Source organism: Lysinibacillus sp. YS11, from assembly GCF_002896375.1.
In the GTDB taxonomy this organism is placed as follows: domain Bacteria; phylum Bacillota; class Bacilli; order Bacillales_A; family Planococcaceae; genus Lysinibacillus; species Lysinibacillus capsici.
Window position 1 is genome coordinate 1,291,582 of the sequence record NZ_CP026007.1, and the last position, 19,723, is coordinate 1,311,304.

A 19,723-nucleotide genomic window follows, 5' to 3' on the forward strand; every position below is an offset into this window, starting at 1 on the left:
TATCTACAATTAATGCATGGGGAAGTAGTGAATACTTCGTCTCTAGTCATGATACTAGACTGTTCATTTTTAGAGTGACGAAGAATTTTTGTAAGACTAAAGGCCTTTTGTAGAAAGTAGTAATTTTGCCCTTTTTTAAAGATGAAAGATCGCTATTTGAGATGGAAATGTGGTAAGAAAAATTAATCTAAAATAAGGATTAATATATTCGATAAAAAGCATGTCATAAAACCTTACATACATATTGCTTATTCTTCAAATTTAATGTATTTTTAGAGCAGTTATAAAAAACGTGTTAATTAAAATTACATTGGAGTGGTGAAGAATGAAACATTATACCAAAGAAGATATTATACGCCGAGTGAAGGAAGAAAATGTGAAATTTATTCGCCTACAATTTACAGATATCTTAGGGACAATCAAAAATGTGGAAGTTCCTGTCAGTCAATTAGAAAAAGCGCTAGATAATAAAGTTATGTTTGACGGCTCTTCAATCGAAGGTTTTGTGCGTATTGAAGAATCAGATATGTATTTAAAGCCAGATATCAATACCTTTGTGATTTTTCCTTGGACTGCTGAAAAGGGGAAAGTAGCTCGCTTTATATGTGATATTGCAAGACCAGATGGTACACCGTTTGAAGGAGATCCACGCTCCAATTTAAAACGAGTATTGAAGGAAATGGAGGAGCTGGGCTTTACGTCGTTTAATTTAGGGCCAGAGCCTGAATTTTTCCTATTCAAGTTGGATGAAAAAGGGCATCCGACACTGGAATTAAATGATAGTGGAGGCTATTTTGATTTAGCGCCAACTGATTTGGGAGAGAACTGTCGTCGTGATATTGTTTTAGAGCTAGAGGGGATGGGCTTTGAAATTGAAGCGTCTCATCATGAAGTAGCACCAGGCCAGCATGAAATCGACTTTAAGTATGCGAGTGCTATTGAGGCATGTGACAATATCCAAACATTTAAACTGGTGGTAAAAACCATTGCTGCACAGCATGGTCTCCACGCAACATTTATGCCAAAGCCACTATTTGGGGTCAATGGCTCAGGAATGCATTTTAATCTCTCCTTATTTGAAGGTGATAAAAATGCCTTCTATGATGAACATGCAGACTTGCAATTAAGCGCAACCGCACGTAGCTTTATGGCAGGAATTATGAAGCATGTGCATGGTTTTACAGCTATCACGAATCCACTTGTCAATTCCTATAAACGATTAGTACCTGGCTATGAAGCCCCTTGCTATGTAGCGTGGTCTGCTCAAAACCGCTCACCATTAATTCGCATTCCAGCAGCACGTGGCTTATCTACACGAATTGAATTGCGCTCAGTTGATCCAGCAGCAAACCCTTATTTAGCAATGGCTGTAATTCTAGCATCTGGGCTGGATGGTATACGAAAAGATTTAACACCACCAGCTGCGGTAGATCGTAATATTTATAAAATGACAGCAGCAGATCGGGAGTTGAACGGGATTGATAGTTTACCATCCTCATTAGAATTTGCGCTAATTGAATTAGAGATGGATACCATTGTTCGTGATGCATTGGGTGACCATATTTATGATAAATTTACAGCTGCCAAAGAAATTGAATGGAATAAATATCGCACACGTGTCCATAACTGGGAGCGTGAGGAATATTTAACGATGTACTAAAGGTGTTGGGGCTTTTTTAGCTCCAACTTTTTTATGTGACATGTACTTCTTTTTGCTCTATCATAAGATTAAAGGAGTGTGAACGATGACACAGATAACTCAAGTTGTGACAATTCAAAACAATGATATTGTTCAATTTGAACTTGATATTAACCGTGCTTTAGTAGATTTAAAAGGCTTTTTCATACTTGATATCAAATACAATACGCTCTTTATTGGAGAGCAGACGGTCATCCATTCTGCTTTAATTATTTATCAGCAAAACAATTACACTATTTAACAAGAGGGGTCATGTCGATGAGACATGACTTTTTTTAATAAAAGATAAACTCGATTGTTGGGAAAGGTTAATGGTAATCGGGTTTCTTCTTCCTAAGATTGTCATAAATTAATTCATCTGGATCATGGATCATCATTTTTCTCCCTAACCAGTACAGTTTCAAAGTAATGAACATCCACAACTTCATTATGTCTTATAATAACTTCTTTAATAATCTTAATGAGATGGCCTGTTTATCCTGCCGAATGTAGCGTGCCTCAAAGTTTTCTACTGCCATTTTACCACTTGATGGAAAGACCTATTTTTTTATCCAAAGCACCTTGGTATTTTACAAAAAATACCTCCTCTCTTATATTTACAGTGGGTAAATGAAAATCGATAGTTGTCGGAAATTTATATGTATTTTATATACTTTTGCTATAATAAAATTATCATGTTCATCGAACAAAGGAGGGGTTTGGTTGAAAATACGGTTAGGTCTTCTTGGCCCTTCAGACTCGATTGAATTTGTCGAAGCTGTCTTGAAAAATTGGCCAGAGTTTATATTTACCTCGATAGAATGTCTAGCACAAGAGGATTTAGATGAAAAAGTGACACCTTTATTGATGGAAGAAATGGATATGTGGCTGTGTACAGGGCCCATCACCTATAATATTGTGCAAAGTTGGAACCAACTAAAGACACCAGTTTTTTATGTTATGTATAAAGGATCATCCTTATATAAAACCGTGTTAAAGGTATTGTACGAACACAAAATCGACGTGAATGAAATTAGCTACGATGCTGGTAATAGTGATGCATGGGAGCAGGCCTTGGTGGAGGCAGGGATTGAAGTAAAGCCTAAATTTGTGGAATCGGAGACAATTTCATTAAAAGAGCTTGTGCACTATCATTTTAAGCTTTGGGAAAGTGGCCAAACAAAGGCTGCCATTACTGGTCATCCCATTCATCATGAACTACAACTGCTAGGTGTTCCAACCTATCGATTGTTCCCATCCTCGATGGCTGTAGAGGCTGTTATTACGAATATGCTACGAACATATGAAATGCTACGCTATAAGGCGACTCAAATTGCTGTACAAATAATCGAAATTGATCCATTTTTAGGAATCGCAAAAAATAACTTCTCAACAGATGAGCTGTTTAGAATGGAACTTAAGATAATGGAGCATTTGCTGACGTACACAAAAAGCATCCATGGTTCCATTAAATCTACAAGATTTGGGCGTTATGTGATTTTCACTACGAGAGGCTTAATGGAGGATATAACGAAGAATTTTAACCAAATGCCTGATATAGAAGATTTCACACCGCTAGATCAAGAGGCCATGACTTGTGGAATTGGGATTGGTCAAACGGTATATGACGCAGAAATAAACGCTGGAAATGCCTTATTGCATGCAAAGGAATGCGGTAAGGGTTCATGGATGGTTTGTTTTGATGATAAAAAAATTGCAGGACCGCTTGGAAAGCCTGAACAACTTACATACTCCTATACCTCAGAAGAATTAGAGGCTTTAAGTCAGAAAACCACCTTAAGTGTGATGACATTAAATAAGTTAAAGTCCTCATTGAAAAAATTAGCAAGTGATGAGCTGAATGCTAATGAGCTAGCAAAATATATGCAGATACCAGCTCGAAGTGCGCGCCGAATATTAACAACTCTTGAGGAAAAAGGATTTGCTGAAGTCGTTGCAGAGGAGAAACCCCATACACGCGGACGTCCACGTAAGGTTTATAAAATTTCTCCATTCTAAGGAGAGTCCATAGATATATGGACTCTCTTGTTATGCTATGAGCGAATTTTGTATTGCTTTACATCTGATGGCAGAGGGGAAGTGTATACCTCACCAGCTCGACGTTCAATTAATTCTGCCTTCGCTTGTTCAATTAATTCTGGTTGTAGAAGGACATCCAGTGCTGTAGAAGCCATAACTTTCCCTGCATGAAGCATGCCTTTATGTGCTAAGGAAGTTGTCCCTGTCGCTACGATTTGCCATGTATGAAGAGGGGTTCCGAGTGGTTCACATGCGGTCATGCATTGTGCAGTTGGGACAAGCCAGCTAACATCACCTACATCAGTAGATCCAGCCATAAATTCATCAGGCTTAAATGGATCAATAATATCCGCAATATCTTTTCCAGCTAATTGACGATTTCTTTGCACATCCACCTTTTTTTCCTCTTCCGATAGTGTTTTACGAATAGCACTAGCAAATTGTATTTCCTCATCTGAATAAGAAGGTGTACCTAATTTAATGAAATTTTCATACATAACCTGTTCTAATGTTGTATTTGGAAGCACATTAGAAAGAGCTGAGGCTAGATCTATTTCTACCTCAGTACCAGTCATCAGAGCAGCACCTCTTGCAATTTCACAAATACGTTGGTAGATATCCTCCGTTTGAGAAACTCTTGGAGCTCTTACAAAATACAAAACTTCTGCCTCTGCTTGTACAACATTTGGAGAAAAACCACCTGTATTTGTAATGGCATAATGGACTCTTGCTTCAGGAATGATATGCTCTCGTAAATAATTTACTCCTATATTCATCAACTCCACAGCATCAAGAGCACTTCTCCCTAAGTGAGGGCTAGCAGCTGCATGGGCGCTTTTACCTTTGAATTTAAAGTACACTTCGTAACAAGCGAGTGTGGCAACCGACATAATATTATTCGTTGTTCCTGGATGCCAAGTCAAAGCAATATCAACATCATCAAAAACACCCTCTCTTGCCATAAAGGTCTTACCGCCACCGATTTCTTCCCCAGGACAACCGTAATAACGGACCGTTCCTTCGATATTGTTCTCTTGCATGTAATCACGTAATGCAATAGCAGCACCAAGTGAACCTGTACCTAATAAATTATGTCCACACCCATGACCGTTACCTCCTGCTTCTTGTGGATTTGGCTGCGCTATACCGCCATGTTGACTTAAACCAGTAAGCGCATCAAATTCTCCTAGAAATGCGATGACAGGATTGCCATGACCAGACGTTCCTATGAAGGCGGTTTCAATTTGGGCAACACCTTTCTCCACTTCAAAACCTTCATCCTCTAGTGCTTTGCTTAATAGTTCAGCAGATTTAAATTCTTCAAATCCTGTTTCTGCATATTGCCAGATTTGATTACTCACTTCAATTAATTTTTCTCGTTTTTCTTCAATAATTTGTGATAGTCTACTATGTTTGGTCAAATAAACTCACCCTTACCTTTCTTTTTATGCATGATCAATTAAACTACTATTCTTTGATGGAATTCTATAGAATACCGCACAGATTACCACGATGACTAAGGCACCGATTAGGAAGAAGAAGGCTGCTTGGAATGAGCCTCCAAAACCATCAATAAGAGCACCCATGGCTGTTGGGGCAATAAAGCCAGCCATACCACTAGCGAAATACATCATGCCTAAAAAAGAGCCTATAATTTTTGAGAAACATACTTAAGTGGAATGGCCAAAATTGCCATTGAAATGGCTGAATCCCCTATAGAGAAGATACTCTGAAAGGAAATCGCTAACTGAATACTCGATGCATTAAACATCATATAAAGGCATAGGCCTGAAACAATGGCACCAATCAATATAATTATTTTTTCTTTTCCAGCAAGTCCTTTATCAATTAAAAATCCTGTGATAATAGCTGCGATTAATCCACAAGCCTGTGGAATCATAGCAAGTGATCCGACTTCTCGTAAATTTAAATTCCGCGTTTGTTCCAAATAGGAGGGAAGCCATGACGAGAAACCCCAATGGACTGTACTTGAGCAAAAGTACATCACGACAAGCATCCATAAAAATGAACTTTTATAGAGTTCTTTCATTGGACGACCATTTGAAGTTTCTGCCACCTGTTGTTTAATAAGCTTTGGGGGATTGTAAAACTTAAACAATAAAAGAGTGACAATTAGACCAACACCACCAATAATGTAAAACATTGTGCGCCAGCCCCAAGTATCAGCAATTAAACCAGCCAAATACAAAGCAAGAACACCACCAATTAATTGAGCAGCTAGAAGCATCGATTTAGCCCGTGCACGAACATCTTTTTTAAAAATCTCTGTAATGGCAACGCCACTGCCTGTCGGTAAACCACCATCACCAAGACCAAGAATAAAACGAATAGCTAAGATTGCCATAAAAGAGCCAATCATCCCAGTCAGTAGGGAGAAGAGGGAAATCATGAAAACAGCAATAACAATTATTTTCCGTGAGCCAAACTTATCAGAGGCCCATCCTGCTAGCAATGTCATCAGTGCACTGCTTAGCCAAAAGCTACTGATGACCAACCCGCTTTGTGTCTGTGTTAAATGTAATTCTTTGCTAATGGGGATAATGGCCACATTCATACCGAACAAAGTTAATGAATCGACTAACCATGCTAGAAATAATAATGAAAAGATAAAATTTCGTTTGCCAACACTCAATTGCGTATGTAACTCACTCATTCAATTCTTCCTCCTTTTTTAGGACGCTTTATTTTTATTTAAGGACAATAAAGGTCTTGTCCGTTATTATAAATACATTATTGTTATTTTTCAATATATTTTGATTTCGAGTACAATGAAATTTTGAGGAGATAGAGAAAAAAGTGTAGATAAAGGACGAAATTAAGCAAGGAGAGTAGATATAAAAAATACTTCCCTTAAAACCTGTCCAAAGTTAGCATAAAAAGACAGGTTATACAGCGATATCTATTTTAAGATGGAATCAAGGAGTGAAAGCAATGAGTTGGATTGAGTCGATACAAAAGGCCATTAATTATATGGAGGAGCATTTATTAGAGGATATTACGATTGAACAGATTGCGCAGGAGGTTAATTCTTCTGTCTTTCACTTTCAGCGAACATTTGCCATTTTGACAGATATGTCTATTGCAGATTATCTGCGGCGAAGAAGATTAACATTAGCTGCACAAGAATTGCTGGGTACTGAACAAAAAATAATCGATCTCGCCTACAAATACGGCTATGAAACTCCTGAAGCCTTTACTAAAGCGTTTCGAAAACAGCACCATGTTACGCCTAGTGAAGCAAGAAAGAAGCAAGGACCATTACAATCATATAATCGCCTGGTCATACAGGTAAGCTTGAAGGGAGCAGAACCAATGAAATATAAAATTATTGAAAAAGACAAGTTTCAAATTGTGGGTGTAAAAAGAACATACAACTGTCAAAATGGGGAGAATACAACGGAAATACCTCTATTTTGGCAAGAGGTAAACCAAAGTGGCTTTGATCACCAGCTATACCAATTAAATAATGGCACGGTCAATGGTGTATTAGGTGTTTGTGTACCAAATACTGAACAGGGACAAAAGGGCTTCATTGATTATTGGATTGCTACTGATCATGTAGGAGAAGTAGGGGAAGATCTCTTAACAATGGAAGTACCTGCATCCAAATGGGTTATCTTTGAAGTACATGGACCTATGCCTGATGCAATGCAAAATACGTGGAAACAAATTTATTCAGAGTGGTTCCCATCCAACCCATATGAACCAGCAGGAACAGCAGAGTTGGAGGTTTATCCTGAAGAGGATGCTTATAGCCCTGATGCGTATTCAGAAATTTGGATTCCAATTAAATAACAAAAAAGCCAAGGATGCTATACTAGTGCATCTTTGGCTTTTATTATTCTACTGAAAAAATTTCCCTTTTTTAGTTTTGTTAAAGATGTAAATTTTGAAATAAACTGTTTAATGGCGTTTATTAATCGTTACATAATTTCATGAGGGGGTTAAGAAATGATGAGAGGTACGATTCAAAACAAACGTGTTGAAATTTCACAAGAGGATGCACAGCAATACTTAAAGTTGGGAAAAGTTGCGCATGTTGCAACAGTTGATGAGGAAGGTTTTCCTTATGTTATTCCGTTTGTCTATGTATATGAAGGGGAGGACAAACTATACTTGCATATTGGTAATCTTCGAGAAAGTCACTTTTGGTCAAATATCAAACAAAATCCTAAAATTTGTATAGAAGTTTGCGATATGGGTGATTTACATCCAGGCAAAAAATATGCCTGTCAATCCGCACTAGTTTATCAAAGTGTTGTTTTGTTTGGACATATCGAAAGAATTGAAGAGGAAACGAAAAAAGAATGGTTCTTTGATGCGTTACTGGAGAAGTATGGCAAGCCTGAATGGACATTTGAAAGAGAAGGCTATCCGATTATGCCGAAAATTGAACTATTTGAAGTAAAAATAGAAAAGCTGACAGGGAAAATGAATAACCGCATGTATCATTAATCAAAAAGGCTAAGTATTGGTTGAATTCTACCATGCTTAGCCTTTTCTTCTTACGATTTTGTTAAAGTGTAAAGTTGTAGAGTATCATCAGTATTGTGCTTCTCTTGGTAAATGAAATTCAATTTTTTTAAAACCTTGATTGAATTGATATTGGCAGCGTCAACTTCTGCCACAATGGTTTCCATTTTTAAGTGCTTAAAGGCATAATCAATTAAAGCAGTTATAGCTTCTGTTGCATAGCCTTTTCCCCAATATTCCTTGCCCAAATCATAGCCAATCTCTGTTAGAGCATTGTCATAATCAAGCATATTAAAGCCACATGACCCAATGATATGATTGGATGCCTTTTCAAAAATAGAGAAGCGGATTGCCTTGTGTTGCTTAGCTAATTGTTCTAGAAGTTCAATCATTTCCAAGGCTTGCTCTTCTTGTGTAAACTGTGTAATGTTCATATACTTGGTTACATCAGGATCAGACCAAATGGTTAATAAACTTTTAGCATCAGCTTTCTCCATTTTTTGTAACCGCAATCTTTCCGTGTCGATATTTTCAATCAATACTTTTACCTCCAAAATTATGATGATGTTGGATGAAAAATATTGCTATCTGCGCATAATTCAGTCCCTTCATATGGATATAAGTTTATTATAATAGAAATGATACATACTGCAAAATACTGGAGGAAATAGCATGATAAAAGTCTCGGAAGAGCAATATCCTATCATTAAACAATTTATTTCAAGTGCCCCCACATTTGTTTATAGTATACTAGATCGAATGATAGAAGGAGCTGTCTATTCCGATACAGCTGCTTTTCAAACATTATTATTTCACACGAAATCAGGGATATACTATGTATATGGCGATGAAAATAAGACTTCGATTGATCATCAGCTTGCCTATTGTTTGCAACAGGCTATAGAACAACAGAAACGGTTTACCTTATTTTCTTATTCAGAACAGTGGAATTCTAAAATCGAACAATTGTTAAATAACCAGCTGAGAAAGCTAGAACGCTATACATTTACATTTGATGAAAATATTTATAATCATAGAGAGAAGCATGGGAAACGTGATTACGAAGTCAAATTTATTACTGAACCCTTGATTAAAAATTCACTGGAATTTGATCAGACATATTATGAGGAATATTGGGATTCTACCTCTAATTTCTTCAAAAATGGCTTTGGCTTTTGTTTGGTACATAAAGAACAAATCATTAGTGAAGCGGTCTCTATATTTAAATCAAATGAGTATGCAGAAATTGATATTATGACAGATTCGAATTTTAGAGGACAAGGATTAGCAAGTAGCATTGCAGAAACATTTATAGATCATTGTCTTGTCAACCAGCTAAAGCCTTGTTGGGATTGTGACATTTCGAATACAGGATCCATTCACCTAGGCACAAAGCTTGGTTTTACGACACCACAAAAATATATTATCTATACAAAAAGCTAGCCCACGCGGTTATTAAAAACATCGTGAGCTTTATCTGCTTTTAAAAGAAACGATTTCGTAATTCAAAAACTCGATAGAATAGTCTAGCGTCTCTAGCCATTTTATTTGGAGCGTTCATATGGGGACGGAGGCATTGTTGAAACAATTCATCACAGTATTTTGTGCTACCGTGGCGTTCATAGCATTCATCATGCAGTTTACAGCAAGCATCCACTGCATTTGTAGGCGTACCTGGTCCTGAGCAGCCAGGACCACAGTATCGGTAGCCGGGATAACAAAAACCGAGCTTGCGATTTCTATTCATCTCCTAAACCTCTCTTTTCGATGTTTTTACTATAAAATATGTAATATTTCATCGTAGAAGAGGATAAAAAACTATAAGACTATTCTTTTTGATTTGTAAGGTTCCTGTAAGCTTAAAAATAATTACTTGTAAGGATGGGGAGTTATGCTAGCTATAGCATAAAAGATAAGGAGTTTTTCAACATGAATCCATCCGTTACACAAAAAGAACGAATCATTGCCTTAGATATTATACGAGGATTAGCGTTATTTGGTATTTTATTTATTAATGTAGGTGCCTATCAGCTCTTGATGGAGGGTGCACCAATGCCTGATATGAGTGGAATCAATGGGGTTATTGATTCACTTATTAATATTTTTATAGAAAAGAAATTTTTCTCTATCTTTTCATTCCTATTTGGGGTTGGTTTTTATATTTTTGCTACACGTGCAGAAGCGCGGGGAGATAGACCGAGAATGCGCTTTGCAAGACGCTTATTGGCTCTATTGGTTATAGGTATTATTCATATTTTTATTTTTTGGGGCTCTATCCTAGCCATTTACGCAGTGATTGGTTTTTTATTGTTACCATTTTACTCTGCGAAGGTTTCAACCATTTCTAAATGGTTGTTTACGATTATCACACTGCATATTCTGGCATTATTAGGACAAATGTATGTGCCGTCTAATGCAGTTTCGTCAGCTATATTTGGCTTTTTAGGCAATGATGCCGTAGCCATCTTTATTATGTTTTTAAGTGGATTTTTAGTAGCAAAAGCTGATTGGATTGGGCACATTGGAGCGCATAGTCAAAAAATAAAATGGTTGCTTTATAGTACTTTCCCGTTCTTTATTGGATTCTCATTATGGATTTGGTTTGCCTCACAAGCAGATGACCAACAGCTTCAATCTATCATTGGCTTAGGGGTTGTTCCAACAACCTATTTTTATCTAAGTTGTTTGTTTATTCTATTAGAACATAAAACAATAGCGAAGCTACTTCAGCCAATTGGACGTGTGGGGCAAATGGCCTTTACAAATTATTTAGCGCAAAGCTTTATTGGAACAGCCATCATTTCATTAATGGGGCTAGAAGTAGTTTCACCATCAGATATTGTAGTGATAGCGAGTATTACGTTTATCATTCAAATAATTTTTAGCGTGATTTGGTTTAAGTTCTTTACAATAGGACCATTTGAAAAATTATGGCGATATATGACTTATGGAAAAAAAGTCGTGTCCAAACAATCGTAAAATACTGTAAATCCCAAACAATCCTACTGTTTGGGATTTTTTCTGCTAAAATAAATTGTATGTTTTTGTAAAAAATGAAACCTAAAATAGGAGATAATCGTAAACTAGGTACCAGAAATAAAGGAGCGTTTATAATATGGCTAAGCAAATAAAAAAATATATGGCTGTGACAACGGCATCTTTGATGGCTGTGCAGCTTGCAGCATGTGGAAATAGTGAAACTCAAACAGCAGAAGAATACCCTTTAACTACTTCTAATCAGATCACTGAAGATCAAAATCAAGCAAATACAAGTGATGAAATAGAAAGTGTTTACAATAGTGAAATGGCTGATGCCTGTGATGAATGGCAAGAAGGTGATGATGGTTCCTTTGAATGTATCGATGAAAATTCACCTTACTATGCCCAGCATTTCTTTAATGGTTTGATGTATGCAACGGCTGGAGCCATGATAGGAAGTGCGATATATAAAAGTCGCAATTTAAAAAATGGTACAGATCGGAATGAGCAAAACAATGGTGGCGGCTCAGCAGTGCCACGATCGTCATCAAGCGCTAAGGATGAAAGTAAACAAACAAATGGTATAACAAACAGTACGCAAAATAAGGCTAGTTCAACTTCAGGTAGCTCAACTTCAAGTGGATCAAATTCTTATTCGAGTGGACAACGCTCCTATTCGACGGATAGTTCATCTAAGAGTTCCAATTCCTACTCCAATAGCTCTTCCTCAAGCACAGGAAAATCGGGCTTTGGTTCAGGTGGGGCATCTCGTGGCGGCTCGTCCTCCTCGTAAGGTTAGGATAGGGAGTGAAGAACATGATGAATCACACACAGCAACGACAAGCATTTTACTCAAAATTCCCTGACTTCTTTCCTGACTTTGAGGATTTAGAGTACGCATTATATGATGTTTTAGAATTGCCAAAGCAACAAATTGATCAACTTCATTATGCAACACAAATGCTTTGGCGCATCTTTTTAAAAGTCGGGAAACAATTTAAACATTTATCGGTCGATCAGCTCTTAGCCTTAGGTATTCGACCAGAAATGATCCCATATATTCAATTAGATTATTTACAGCAGCAATCAATTCTGGCACGATTTGATTTTATTTGTACAGAGGAGGGCTACATTAAATGTTTAGAGTTAAATGGAGAAACCCCTTTTCTTGTACAAGAAACCTTCAAGATGAATGACGCACTATGTCAGCATTTTGGCTATAAAAATCCCAATGATGTAACAGCCTTACAAAAAGCATTGTCGGGCGCTCTTTTTGCTGCCATTCAATATTTACATAATGTCAAAAAGCCGAAGATTGTCATCACAGGAAAAACAGCGAAAGAGGACTACGAAGAGTATTGCCAGGTACAGTTTATCAAGTCTTGTATTCCTTTTGACATTGAGTATGTGCCCATACAAAAGCTTATTATCTTTTCTAATGACACGTCCGAGGTAGCACAAGGTCTTTATACACCTACAATGGAGAAAATTGATATTTTATTTAGACCCGCACACCCTGTAGAGTTTTTAATAGATGATGTGGCAGCAGATGGTGATCGCATTGGCTTGCATCTTTTAGAGCTTGTCAAAAAACGACAGCTAGCAATTATTAATCCACCTGCTGCCTATGTATTACAATCGAAAATCTTATTATGGTTAATATGGGAGCGGAGAAATGATCCATTGCTCTTTACTTCCGAGGAACGAGCAGCTATTTTGCAATATATGCTTCCTACATACCTTACAGCAGAACCATTTATTCGCGATGATGTACCCTATGTCAAGAAGCCTGTTTATTCTCGTGAGGGAAATACAGTAGAAATTTACGCAGGAAGTGGGCGGAGAGTAAATGCTTCCACATCCAAACACTATGATGATAATTTGTTTATTTACCAACAGTATGTGGAGATGCCTAGCAGAAAAGTGCAGTTAAAAGAAGGATATCGTGCTAAGAAGTGGCTAATTGGCTCATTTGTTGCTGATAATCGTGCATGTGGTTTAAGCTGTCGGGTAGGCAATCAAATTACAGAATGGGATTCACATTGGTTAGCCGTTGGTTACAAGGAATAGCAAATCTATAGTGCTGAAAAACAAAACCACCCATAAAATTTTTTTAGAAGGTGAAAATGGATTGCCGTTGCAGGCTACTTGCTTTCCTGTGGGCGAGCGTCGAACCGCTTCCTTCGCTCCGTGCAGGGTTTCGCCTGACTCGCTATCCCACGGGAGTCAAGTAGCCTTCCACTCCAACCTACAAAAGTGTTATCTTTTTAGCAAAGGTTTTCAAATAAAGTGAAGGTGTTCACTTCTTGTCACTCATCACTTCTCCACATTGAAAATAAGAGCTTATCCCCTCTATGAATACAGATAATGGGCGATTTTATTACTATGCTACTATTAAAAAAGTAAAGACACTTTGCAGAATGGTTGATTGGAAAGGACGCTGGCGGAACGGAAATCAACCCTTACCTTGCCAAAAGGTATTATTTCTCCTAGCGATATTATCTTTTTTCAACAACATGAATTGGCGAGACTTTTAAAAGTATCGCCAATCGTTTGGTCCTTATTCATTCCAGCCTTTACAGACATCAATCCATTCTTTATAGGGAGCATATGTTTCAAGTTCTGAAATGGTTACCTCAATGGCTGAATTACTACTACCGCACGCTGGAAATACTGTAGTAAAACGTTTTAAAGATTCATCTAAATAAATGGCTACGCCCTCATTCACACCAAAAGGGCATACACCTCCGACATCATGGCCGATCATCGTCTCCACATCATCTTTGGATAACATCTTTGCCTTCGTACCAAATACGGATTTATATTTTGCATTATCGATTTTTGCGTCACCAGCAGCCACAATTAAGATCGGTCCATCATTTACAAGAAAAGATAAAGATTTTGCTATGCGCTCTGGCTCACAGCCAAGCGCCTGTGCTGCTAACTCAACTGTTGCGGAGCTTTCTTCTAATTCTTGTATTTTGTGTTCTACATGCCATTGTGCTAAATGGCGACGTACTTTTTCAATTGCCATATGTACACCCTCCTACTTGTATCAATTATGCCCTAGCATAGGTTGTCGAGATTTTTTGAGATTTTCGAAAAGATCCCTTTTCTATAGTTGATATACCACCTTCATACAAAAAGCATTCATTAAATCCAGACAAAATTAATTTTACCATAATTTTCAGAATATATAGTTGTGAATGCTTTATCTTTCGGGTACCATTGGTGTAAGGAGTGTAAAATTACACTAGGGAGGTCTTTGTATGCTTAAGTTTATACAAATAGTATCGATACTAATTGGTTTATCCGTTGTGACATTAATGGTTGCATTCATGATCACATTAAGTGGTGGGCTGCATTTAATTAATTTGGTCTTTACTATACCTGTTTGTTTATTTGTCTGGATTGTTTGCAGTATGTTTAAATGGACCAACACAAAAAAACGAAGGGGCTTGCTATTTGGTGTCATGGGAATCGCCCTGTTGATTGCAGCCATTAAACCGATTCAACATTATTATAAAATGAGTATTCCCACTGTTGATGCGGAAATTGATGTAACAGTCTATCAGCCATTTGTCCCTGGCAATGAAAAAGTGAAAAATAAAGCTTCCTTACAATTGACAGAGTCATTACCACGACTAGATGGTGCAACAGCCATGTACCCTTTATATGCGGCTTTTGTGGAGGCTACGTATCCCAAAGGGGAATATCCTCCATATAATAGTAGAGTTCAAGTAAGTCGTACACCAGAGGCCTATCAAAATTTAATAGCTGGAGATGTTGATTTAATCTTTGTGGCAGCCCCGTCCATCTCACAAGAATGGCAGGCAGAAAAGGAAGGACTTACATTTGATATGACGCCAATTGGTAGAGAGGCATTTGTCTTTTTTGTGCATCGTAAAAATAAAATCGATAATTTAACACTTGAGCAGGTCAAAAAAATATATGCTGGAGAAATAACTAATTGGCGTGAAGTGGGTGGGGAGGATGAGGCCATTCGTGCTTTCCAACGCCCAGCAGATAGTGGAAGCCAAACGACATTAGAAAAGCTGATGGGCAATACGCCAATCATGGAGGCACCCACTGAAGATGTTGCATCAGGAATGGGTGGAATCATTCGTGAAGTGTCGCAATATCGAAATTATAAAAATGCCTTGGGCTTTACGTTTAGATATTATTCTACAGAGATGGTTGGTAACAAAAAGATCAAATTACTATCCATTGACGGAGTAGCACCAACAAAAGAGAATATTCAAAATGGTACATATCCTTTAGTGTCTGAATTTTATGCCATCACAGCAGGAACGGAAAATCAAAATGTACAGAAACTGATTGATTGGATACTTTCTGAGGAAGGGCAGGCAATGGTAGAAAAGGTTGGCTATGTACCAGTGGAAAATCATTGAATAGTTTGCTATACTAAGAGTAATAATCGAATAAAAGTTTTCTAGGGTTCCGTAGCGCTTGCTAGTCTGGTCCGAGAGAAAACCACAAATTGATTTTGTGACACGGAAGGATAAAAGCCTGGGAGATACTGTTTAAAGACAGTTTCTTCAGGCTTTTTTGTTTGGCTAAAATCAAGTCATTTGGCGAATGCTGAAAAAGTAGTTGGATTATCCAATTATTCGGCCGTGTCTTATAAAATGGAGGGATTTATGATGAATAAACAATGGATCAGCGTCATTATAGCGGCTTGCTTTGAAGTTGGCTGGGTCATTGGGTTAAAGCATGCAACAAGTGTACTAGAATGGATTGGTACAGCAATTGCCATTTTTATTAGTTTTTATTTGCTCATTAAAGCAGGTGAGCATCTACCAGTTGGGACCGTTTATGCAATCTTTGTCGGATTAGGAACAGCTGGTACTGTATGTGCGGATAGCTTGCTATTTGGAGAGCCGTGGAAATTAGCAAAAATCATATGTATTGTTGTGTTACTTGCAGGAGTTGTAGGCTTAAAGCTAGTAACAGGAGAGCCTAAGGAACAAGAGGTGAGCGAATAATGGCATGGATGGCATTAGTTGTTGCAGGGTTATGTGAAATGTTGGGCGTATATATGATTAGTAAATATAATAAGACAAAGAGTATGAAAAATTTAGGACTGTTGATTGGTGCATTCACCTTAAGTTTTGCAGGCCTTGCCTATGCGATGGAAACATTACCAATGGGTACTGCCTATGCGATCTGGACAGGGATTGGTGCAGCTGGAGGAGCGCTGCTAGGTATGCTGTTTTTTAATGAATCTAAGGACTGGCGACGCATCGTTTGTATTATCCTTGTATTAGGAGCAGCAATCATGTTGAAATTGCTATCATAATTAATCAGGCACTCCTCTTATGCAGGAGTGCCTGTTTTTATATTATTTTTTTACGTCTTTTGTCCATTCAGCCACTTTATCTGGATTAGCATCAACCCATTCTTTCGCAGCATCTTTTGGATCTTTACCATCCATTACTTCTAACATAACACTTTCTAAATCTTCTGCTGTCCAGTGGAAGTTATCGAGTACTGAATATACATCTGGTAAATCTTCTTTTAAGCCTTTACGTACGAATGTATTAATCGTTTCTTCTCCACCATATACACCCTTTGGATCTTCTAAGTATTTAAGATCATATTTCGCAAATTTCCAGTGTGGTGACCAGCCTGTGACAATTATCTCTTCCTTATCTTTCAGTGCTTTTGATAATGCAGTTGTCATCGCACCAGAAGAAGAAGTAATAAAGTTCCAATCTGCTAAATTATCATATTCTTCTAATGCTTTTTCTGTAGCAGCAGTAATGCCCGCACCTGGCTCAATACCAGTGATTGTATGATCTGCTTCATTAGATAAATCTTCAATAGAATTGACATCCATATAGCTTGGTACAACTAAACCAATTTTTGCACCAGCAAGGTTTTCACCTAGCTCATCTAAATCAGCTTTATATTTTTCATATTGTGAAGCATGTGTATGTGGTAGCCAAGCAGCAACCATTCCATCAGCCTCTCCTTTCGAGACAGCCTCCCACATGATCGCATTATCCAGAGGAGTTAATGTTACATCATAACCTAAATCTTCGAGTACCTGCCCAACAACATTCGTTGAGGCAATTTCCGTATCCCACTCAACATAGGCTAGGTTTACCTCCTTAGAATCACTGTTTTTTCCAGAACTTGAGCCTGAGTCGCCTCCACTACATGCAGCAAGCATGAAGCCTAGACCTAGAGCCATTCCTAACTTTGATAGTGTTTTCAGTTTCATCGAATCTCCCTTTCTCTTCATCATTTTGTATCCAAACTGCCGACATCCACCGGAGGATGGATGGTAGCAAGAAAGATGACATTTCTATAATGCTTTCTTTTTATTGAGGCTTTGTGTTAAACGGTCAATAATGATCGCGAAAATAACTAAGCCTAATCCTGCAACGAAGCCATTCCCAACTTGAGTACGTTGAAGGGCTGTTAATACTTCACGTCCTAGACCAGGAGCCCCAATCATAGAGGCAATAACTACCATAGAAAGTGACAGCATAACGGTTTGGTTAATCCCTGCCATAATGGTTGATTTAGCAAGGGGGATTTCTACTTTAAATAATTTTTGGCTAGCTGTACTACCATAGGAGTCTGCAGCTTCCACTAATTCTTTTGGTACTTGACGAATACCGAGGTTTGTCATACGTACAGTTGGGGGTAAAGCAAAGATAACGGATGCAAAGACACCAGGTACAATACCAATACCAAAAAAGGCAACGGCTGGAATTAAATAGACAAAGCCAGGCATTGTTTGCATGAAATCTAGTATTGGTTTAATAATGTTTTCAGCTACCGTTGATTTTGACATTAAGATACCTAGTGGAATACCGATGATGATGGATATAATACTGGAAAAGATCACAAGCGTGGTTGTTTCCATAAGATGAGTCCATAATCCTTGGTTATAGATAAACAACAAGCCAATTAATGAGAATGCAGCAAGCCCTAACTTTTTGCCTGAAACGAAGAAGGCAAATATCACGACAAGAAGTATAAGAATAATGGCTGGGATACTAATTAATAAATCAGTGACCTGATTCATGAGTAGTTTTCCGAATTGCTGAATAGAGTTAAAGAACGCTGAAAAATTACTCGTCAACCAGTCCATAGCTGATTCTACCCACGGAGCTAGTGGTAATGTTGGAATATTATCTAAAAAGTTATTCATGTGATTCGGCCTCCTCATCGCTAGTTGACAGTGCTTGGATGACAACGCCCCTAATTAGTACACCAAGCAAGCGACCATCTTTCACAACGGCAATAGGAGTAGGAGAATTATAAATCATCCCTAAAATATCCTGTAGTAGCATATCTGGTGGAACAGTTAATACTTCTGATTGCACAATAGAATGGACGGTTTGCTCTTGTTTCTTCGCTGCAGCTAGTGCATCGTCTGCAGTGATATAGCCTTTTAAATGTCTATTTTTATCAACAGCCATTAATAAACTTACAGCCTCTTGACGCATACGCTTTAGTGCCACTTTAGGGCCATCTAGGTCTGTATTGACATAAACTGGTCGTACCATGACATTTTCAGCTGTCAATACTTTAGAACGATCCACATCTTCCACGAATGTTTTGACATAATCATTTGCTGGGTTGGTTAATATTTCTTCACCCGTACCAATCTGAATGATAGAGCCATCCTTCATAATGGCAATGCGATCCCCAATGCGTAATGCTTCATTTAAATCATGTGTGATAAATAAAATTGTTTTTTTCAATGTTTGTTGTAGATCGAGTAGCTCATCTTGCATTTCCTTGCGAATCAATGGATCAAGTGCTGAAAATGCTTCATCCATTAGTAATATTTCAGGATCATTAGCAAGGGCTCGTGCTAAACCAACACGCTGCTGCATACCACCTGATAACTGATTTGGATACTGGTCTTTATAAGCGAGTAATCCAGCATTTTCTAAAGCCTGTTCAGCTTTTGCTTGCCGTTCTTCTTTTGAAATACCTCGAATTTCAAGGCCATATTCGGTATTTTGAAGTAATGTACGATGGGGGAATAAACCGAAGTTTTGGAAAACCATGCTCATTTTGTTTCTTCGTACAGACCGTAGACTTTCTTTTCCCATGGTAGAAATATTTTCTCCATCGATATATATATTTCCGCTCGTTGGTTCAATTAGGCGGTTTAAAAGCCGTATAAGCGTGGATTTGCCACTTCCTGACAATCCCATAATAACAAAGATTTCTCCTTCGTTGACAGTAAAGCTTGCATCGTATACTCCAACAGTTGCACCTGTTTCTTTTAAGATATCAGTCTTACTTTTTTGTTGCTTAACGAGTTCTAGTGCTTGGGGAATATGTTTGCCAAACACTTTCGATACGTGTTCTATTTTAATTTTTTCCATAGAAGCACTCCTTTCGTAGATTATTACTATGTGAGGATAATGATACCCAAAAATAAACAAGTAACAACCTTACTGTAGCAAAGGGTTGTTACTTTTGTCAAATCGACAAATAAGAAAAAATCCGCTTAAACGCTGTTATATCAGCGCTTAAACG

The 19,723-nt window shown here is 37.8% G+C and carries 21 protein-coding genes and 1 riboswitch; of the genes, 12 read left to right on the plus strand and 9 right to left on the minus strand.

The window, feature by feature from the left end; translation table 11 throughout:
• The first annotated feature begins 325 nt into the window (after positions 1-325).
• From glnA to LBYS11_RS06075, 3 genes are all read left to right on the plus strand, one after another.
• The gene (glnA, locus tag LBYS11_RS06065) at positions 326-1,660 is read left to right on the plus strand and encodes a type I glutamate--ammonia ligase (protein ID WP_048391277.1); all 1,335 of its coding nucleotides are present in this window, start codon (positions 326-328) and stop codon (positions 1,658-1,660) included.
• A gap of 85 nt (positions 1,661-1,745) precedes the next feature.
• Positions 1,746-1,940: a hypothetical protein gene (locus LBYS11_RS06070; RefSeq protein WP_048391275.1), complete on the plus strand. Its 195-nt coding sequence runs from the start codon at positions 1,746-1,748 to the stop codon at positions 1,938-1,940.
• 461 nt (positions 1,941-2,401) lie between these two features.
• Entirely contained in the window at positions 2,402-3,697 is a 1,296-nt protein-coding gene (locus LBYS11_RS06075; RefSeq protein ID WP_048391274.1) for a helix-turn-helix domain-containing protein, read from the plus strand.
• A gap of 35 nt (positions 3,698-3,732) precedes the next feature.
• On the opposite strand, the gene LBYS11_RS06080 is transcribed toward LBYS11_RS06075, so the two are convergent.
• From LBYS11_RS06080 to LBYS11_RS06085, 3 genes are read right to left on the minus strand one after another with little or no spacing between them, the layout of a single operon-like run.
• Positions 3,733-5,139: a M20 family metallopeptidase gene (locus tag LBYS11_RS06080; RefSeq protein WP_048391273.1), complete on the minus strand. Its 1,407-nt coding sequence runs from the start codon at positions 5,137-5,139 to the stop codon at positions 3,733-3,735.
• 24 nt (positions 5,140-5,163) lie between these two features.
• A complete protein-coding gene (locus LBYS11_RS23030) occupies positions 5,164-5,352 on the minus strand; it encodes a hypothetical protein (protein ID WP_158651942.1) in 189 nt (62 codons plus the stop codon).
• A 14-nt stretch (positions 5,353-5,366) separates the two neighbouring features.
• The gene (locus LBYS11_RS06085) at positions 5,367-6,392 is read right to left on the minus strand and encodes an MFS transporter (protein WP_103117648.1); all 1,026 of its coding nucleotides are present in this window, start codon (positions 6,390-6,392) and stop codon (positions 5,367-5,369) included.
• Between the two features lie 278 nt (positions 6,393-6,670).
• Here LBYS11_RS06085 and LBYS11_RS06090 point away from each other — a divergent pair, with 278 nt between their 5' ends.
• Both LBYS11_RS06090 and LBYS11_RS06095 read left to right on the plus strand, forming a co-directional pair.
• Complete coding sequence (locus LBYS11_RS06090) at positions 6,671-7,534, plus strand: AraC family transcriptional regulator (RefSeq protein WP_048391271.1); 864 nt, start codon at positions 6,671-6,673, stop codon at positions 7,532-7,534.
• A gap of 156 nt (positions 7,535-7,690) precedes the next feature.
• Positions 7,691-8,194 carry a pyridoxamine 5'-phosphate oxidase family protein gene (locus LBYS11_RS06095; protein ID WP_233732500.1) on the plus strand — a complete coding sequence of 168 codons (504 nt, stop codon included), beginning with the start codon at positions 7,691-7,693 and terminating at the stop codon, positions 8,192-8,194.
• Between the two features lie 50 nt (positions 8,195-8,244).
• Here LBYS11_RS06095 and LBYS11_RS06100 read toward each other — a convergent pair whose 3' ends face one another.
• A complete protein-coding gene (locus tag LBYS11_RS06100) occupies positions 8,245-8,751 on the minus strand; it encodes a GNAT family N-acetyltransferase (RefSeq protein WP_103117649.1) in 507 nt (168 codons plus the stop codon).
• Between the two features lie 133 nt (positions 8,752-8,884).
• On the opposite strand from LBYS11_RS06100, the gene LBYS11_RS06105 reads away from it, so the two are divergent.
• Positions 8,885-9,655, plus strand: coding sequence for a GNAT family N-acetyltransferase (locus LBYS11_RS06105; protein ID WP_103117650.1), 771 nt, complete (start codon positions 8,885-8,887; stop codon positions 9,653-9,655).
• 40 nt (positions 9,656-9,695) lie between these two features.
• Here LBYS11_RS06105 and LBYS11_RS06110 read toward each other — a convergent pair whose 3' ends face one another.
• The gene (locus tag LBYS11_RS06110) at positions 9,696-9,959 is read right to left on the minus strand and encodes a Parvovirus coat protein VP1-like protein (protein ID WP_081011051.1); all 264 of its coding nucleotides are present in this window, start codon (positions 9,957-9,959) and stop codon (positions 9,696-9,698) included.
• A 182-nt stretch (positions 9,960-10,141) separates the two neighbouring features.
• Between LBYS11_RS06110 and LBYS11_RS06115 the strand changes: the two genes are divergently transcribed.
• The 3 genes from LBYS11_RS06115 to LBYS11_RS06125 all read left to right on the plus strand — a co-directional run bounded on the left by LBYS11_RS06115 (position 10,142) and on the right by LBYS11_RS06125 (position 13,261).
• The gene (locus LBYS11_RS06115; RefSeq protein ID WP_048391264.1) at positions 10,142-11,191 is read left to right on the plus strand and encodes a DUF418 domain-containing protein; all 1,050 of its coding nucleotides are present in this window, start codon (positions 10,142-10,144) and stop codon (positions 11,189-11,191) included.
• Positions 11,192-11,327: 136 nt separating this feature from the next.
• A complete protein-coding gene (locus LBYS11_RS06120; protein WP_103117651.1) occupies positions 11,328-11,984 on the plus strand; it encodes a hypothetical protein in 657 nt (218 codons plus the stop codon).
• A 23-nt stretch (positions 11,985-12,007) separates the two neighbouring features.
• The gene (locus LBYS11_RS06125) at positions 12,008-13,261 is read left to right on the plus strand and encodes a glutathionylspermidine synthase family protein (RefSeq protein ID WP_103117652.1); all 1,254 of its coding nucleotides are present in this window, start codon (positions 12,008-12,010) and stop codon (positions 13,259-13,261) included.
• Positions 13,262-13,751: 490 nt separating this feature from the next.
• Here LBYS11_RS06125 and LBYS11_RS06130 read toward each other — a convergent pair whose 3' ends face one another.
• On the minus strand, positions 13,752-14,225 hold the full coding sequence (locus LBYS11_RS06130; protein ID WP_103117653.1) for a YbaK/EbsC family protein: 474 nt from the start codon (positions 14,223-14,225) through the stop codon (positions 13,752-13,754).
• 235 nt (positions 14,226-14,460) lie between these two features.
• Here LBYS11_RS06130 and LBYS11_RS06135 point away from each other — a divergent pair, with 235 nt between their 5' ends.
• From LBYS11_RS06135 to LBYS11_RS06145, 3 genes are all read left to right on the plus strand, one after another.
• On the plus strand, positions 14,461-15,603 hold the full coding sequence (locus LBYS11_RS06135) for a PstS family phosphate ABC transporter substrate-binding protein (protein WP_103117654.1): 1,143 nt from the start codon (positions 14,461-14,463) through the stop codon (positions 15,601-15,603).
• Positions 15,604-15,633: 30 nt separating this feature from the next.
• Positions 15,634-15,730: riboswitch (guanidine-I (ykkC/yxkD leader) on the plus strand.
• Positions 15,731-15,855: 125 nt separating this feature from the next.
• Entirely contained in the window at positions 15,856-16,197 is a 342-nt protein-coding gene (locus tag LBYS11_RS06140; protein ID WP_004232293.1) for a DMT family transporter, read from the plus strand.
• Positions 16,197-16,511: a DMT family transporter gene (locus tag LBYS11_RS06145; RefSeq protein ID WP_103117655.1), complete on the plus strand. Its 315-nt coding sequence runs from the start codon at positions 16,197-16,199 to the stop codon at positions 16,509-16,511. The genes LBYS11_RS06140 and LBYS11_RS06145 overlap by 1 nt, the downstream gene beginning before the upstream one ends.
• A gap of 42 nt (positions 16,512-16,553) precedes the next feature.
• On the opposite strand, the gene LBYS11_RS23485 is transcribed toward LBYS11_RS06145, so the two are convergent.
• The 3 genes from LBYS11_RS23485 to LBYS11_RS06160 form a co-directional block, all read right to left on the minus strand.
• Positions 16,554-17,438, minus strand: coding sequence for a glycine betaine ABC transporter substrate-binding protein (locus LBYS11_RS23485; protein WP_048391254.1), 885 nt, complete (start codon positions 17,436-17,438; stop codon positions 16,554-16,556).
• Positions 17,439-17,522: 84 nt separating this feature from the next.
• Positions 17,523-18,377, minus strand: a complete 855-nt coding sequence (locus LBYS11_RS23490) for an ABC transporter permease (protein ID WP_048391252.1) — start codon at positions 18,375-18,377, stop codon at positions 17,523-17,525.
• Positions 18,370-19,569 (minus strand): quaternary amine ABC transporter ATP-binding protein, encoded by a 1,200-nt coding sequence (locus LBYS11_RS06160; RefSeq protein WP_048391251.1) that lies wholly within the window; start codon positions 19,567-19,569, stop codon positions 18,370-18,372. Before LBYS11_RS06160 ends, LBYS11_RS23490 begins: the two co-directional genes overlap by 8 nt.
• Between the last annotated feature and the right edge of the window lie 154 nt (positions 19,570-19,723).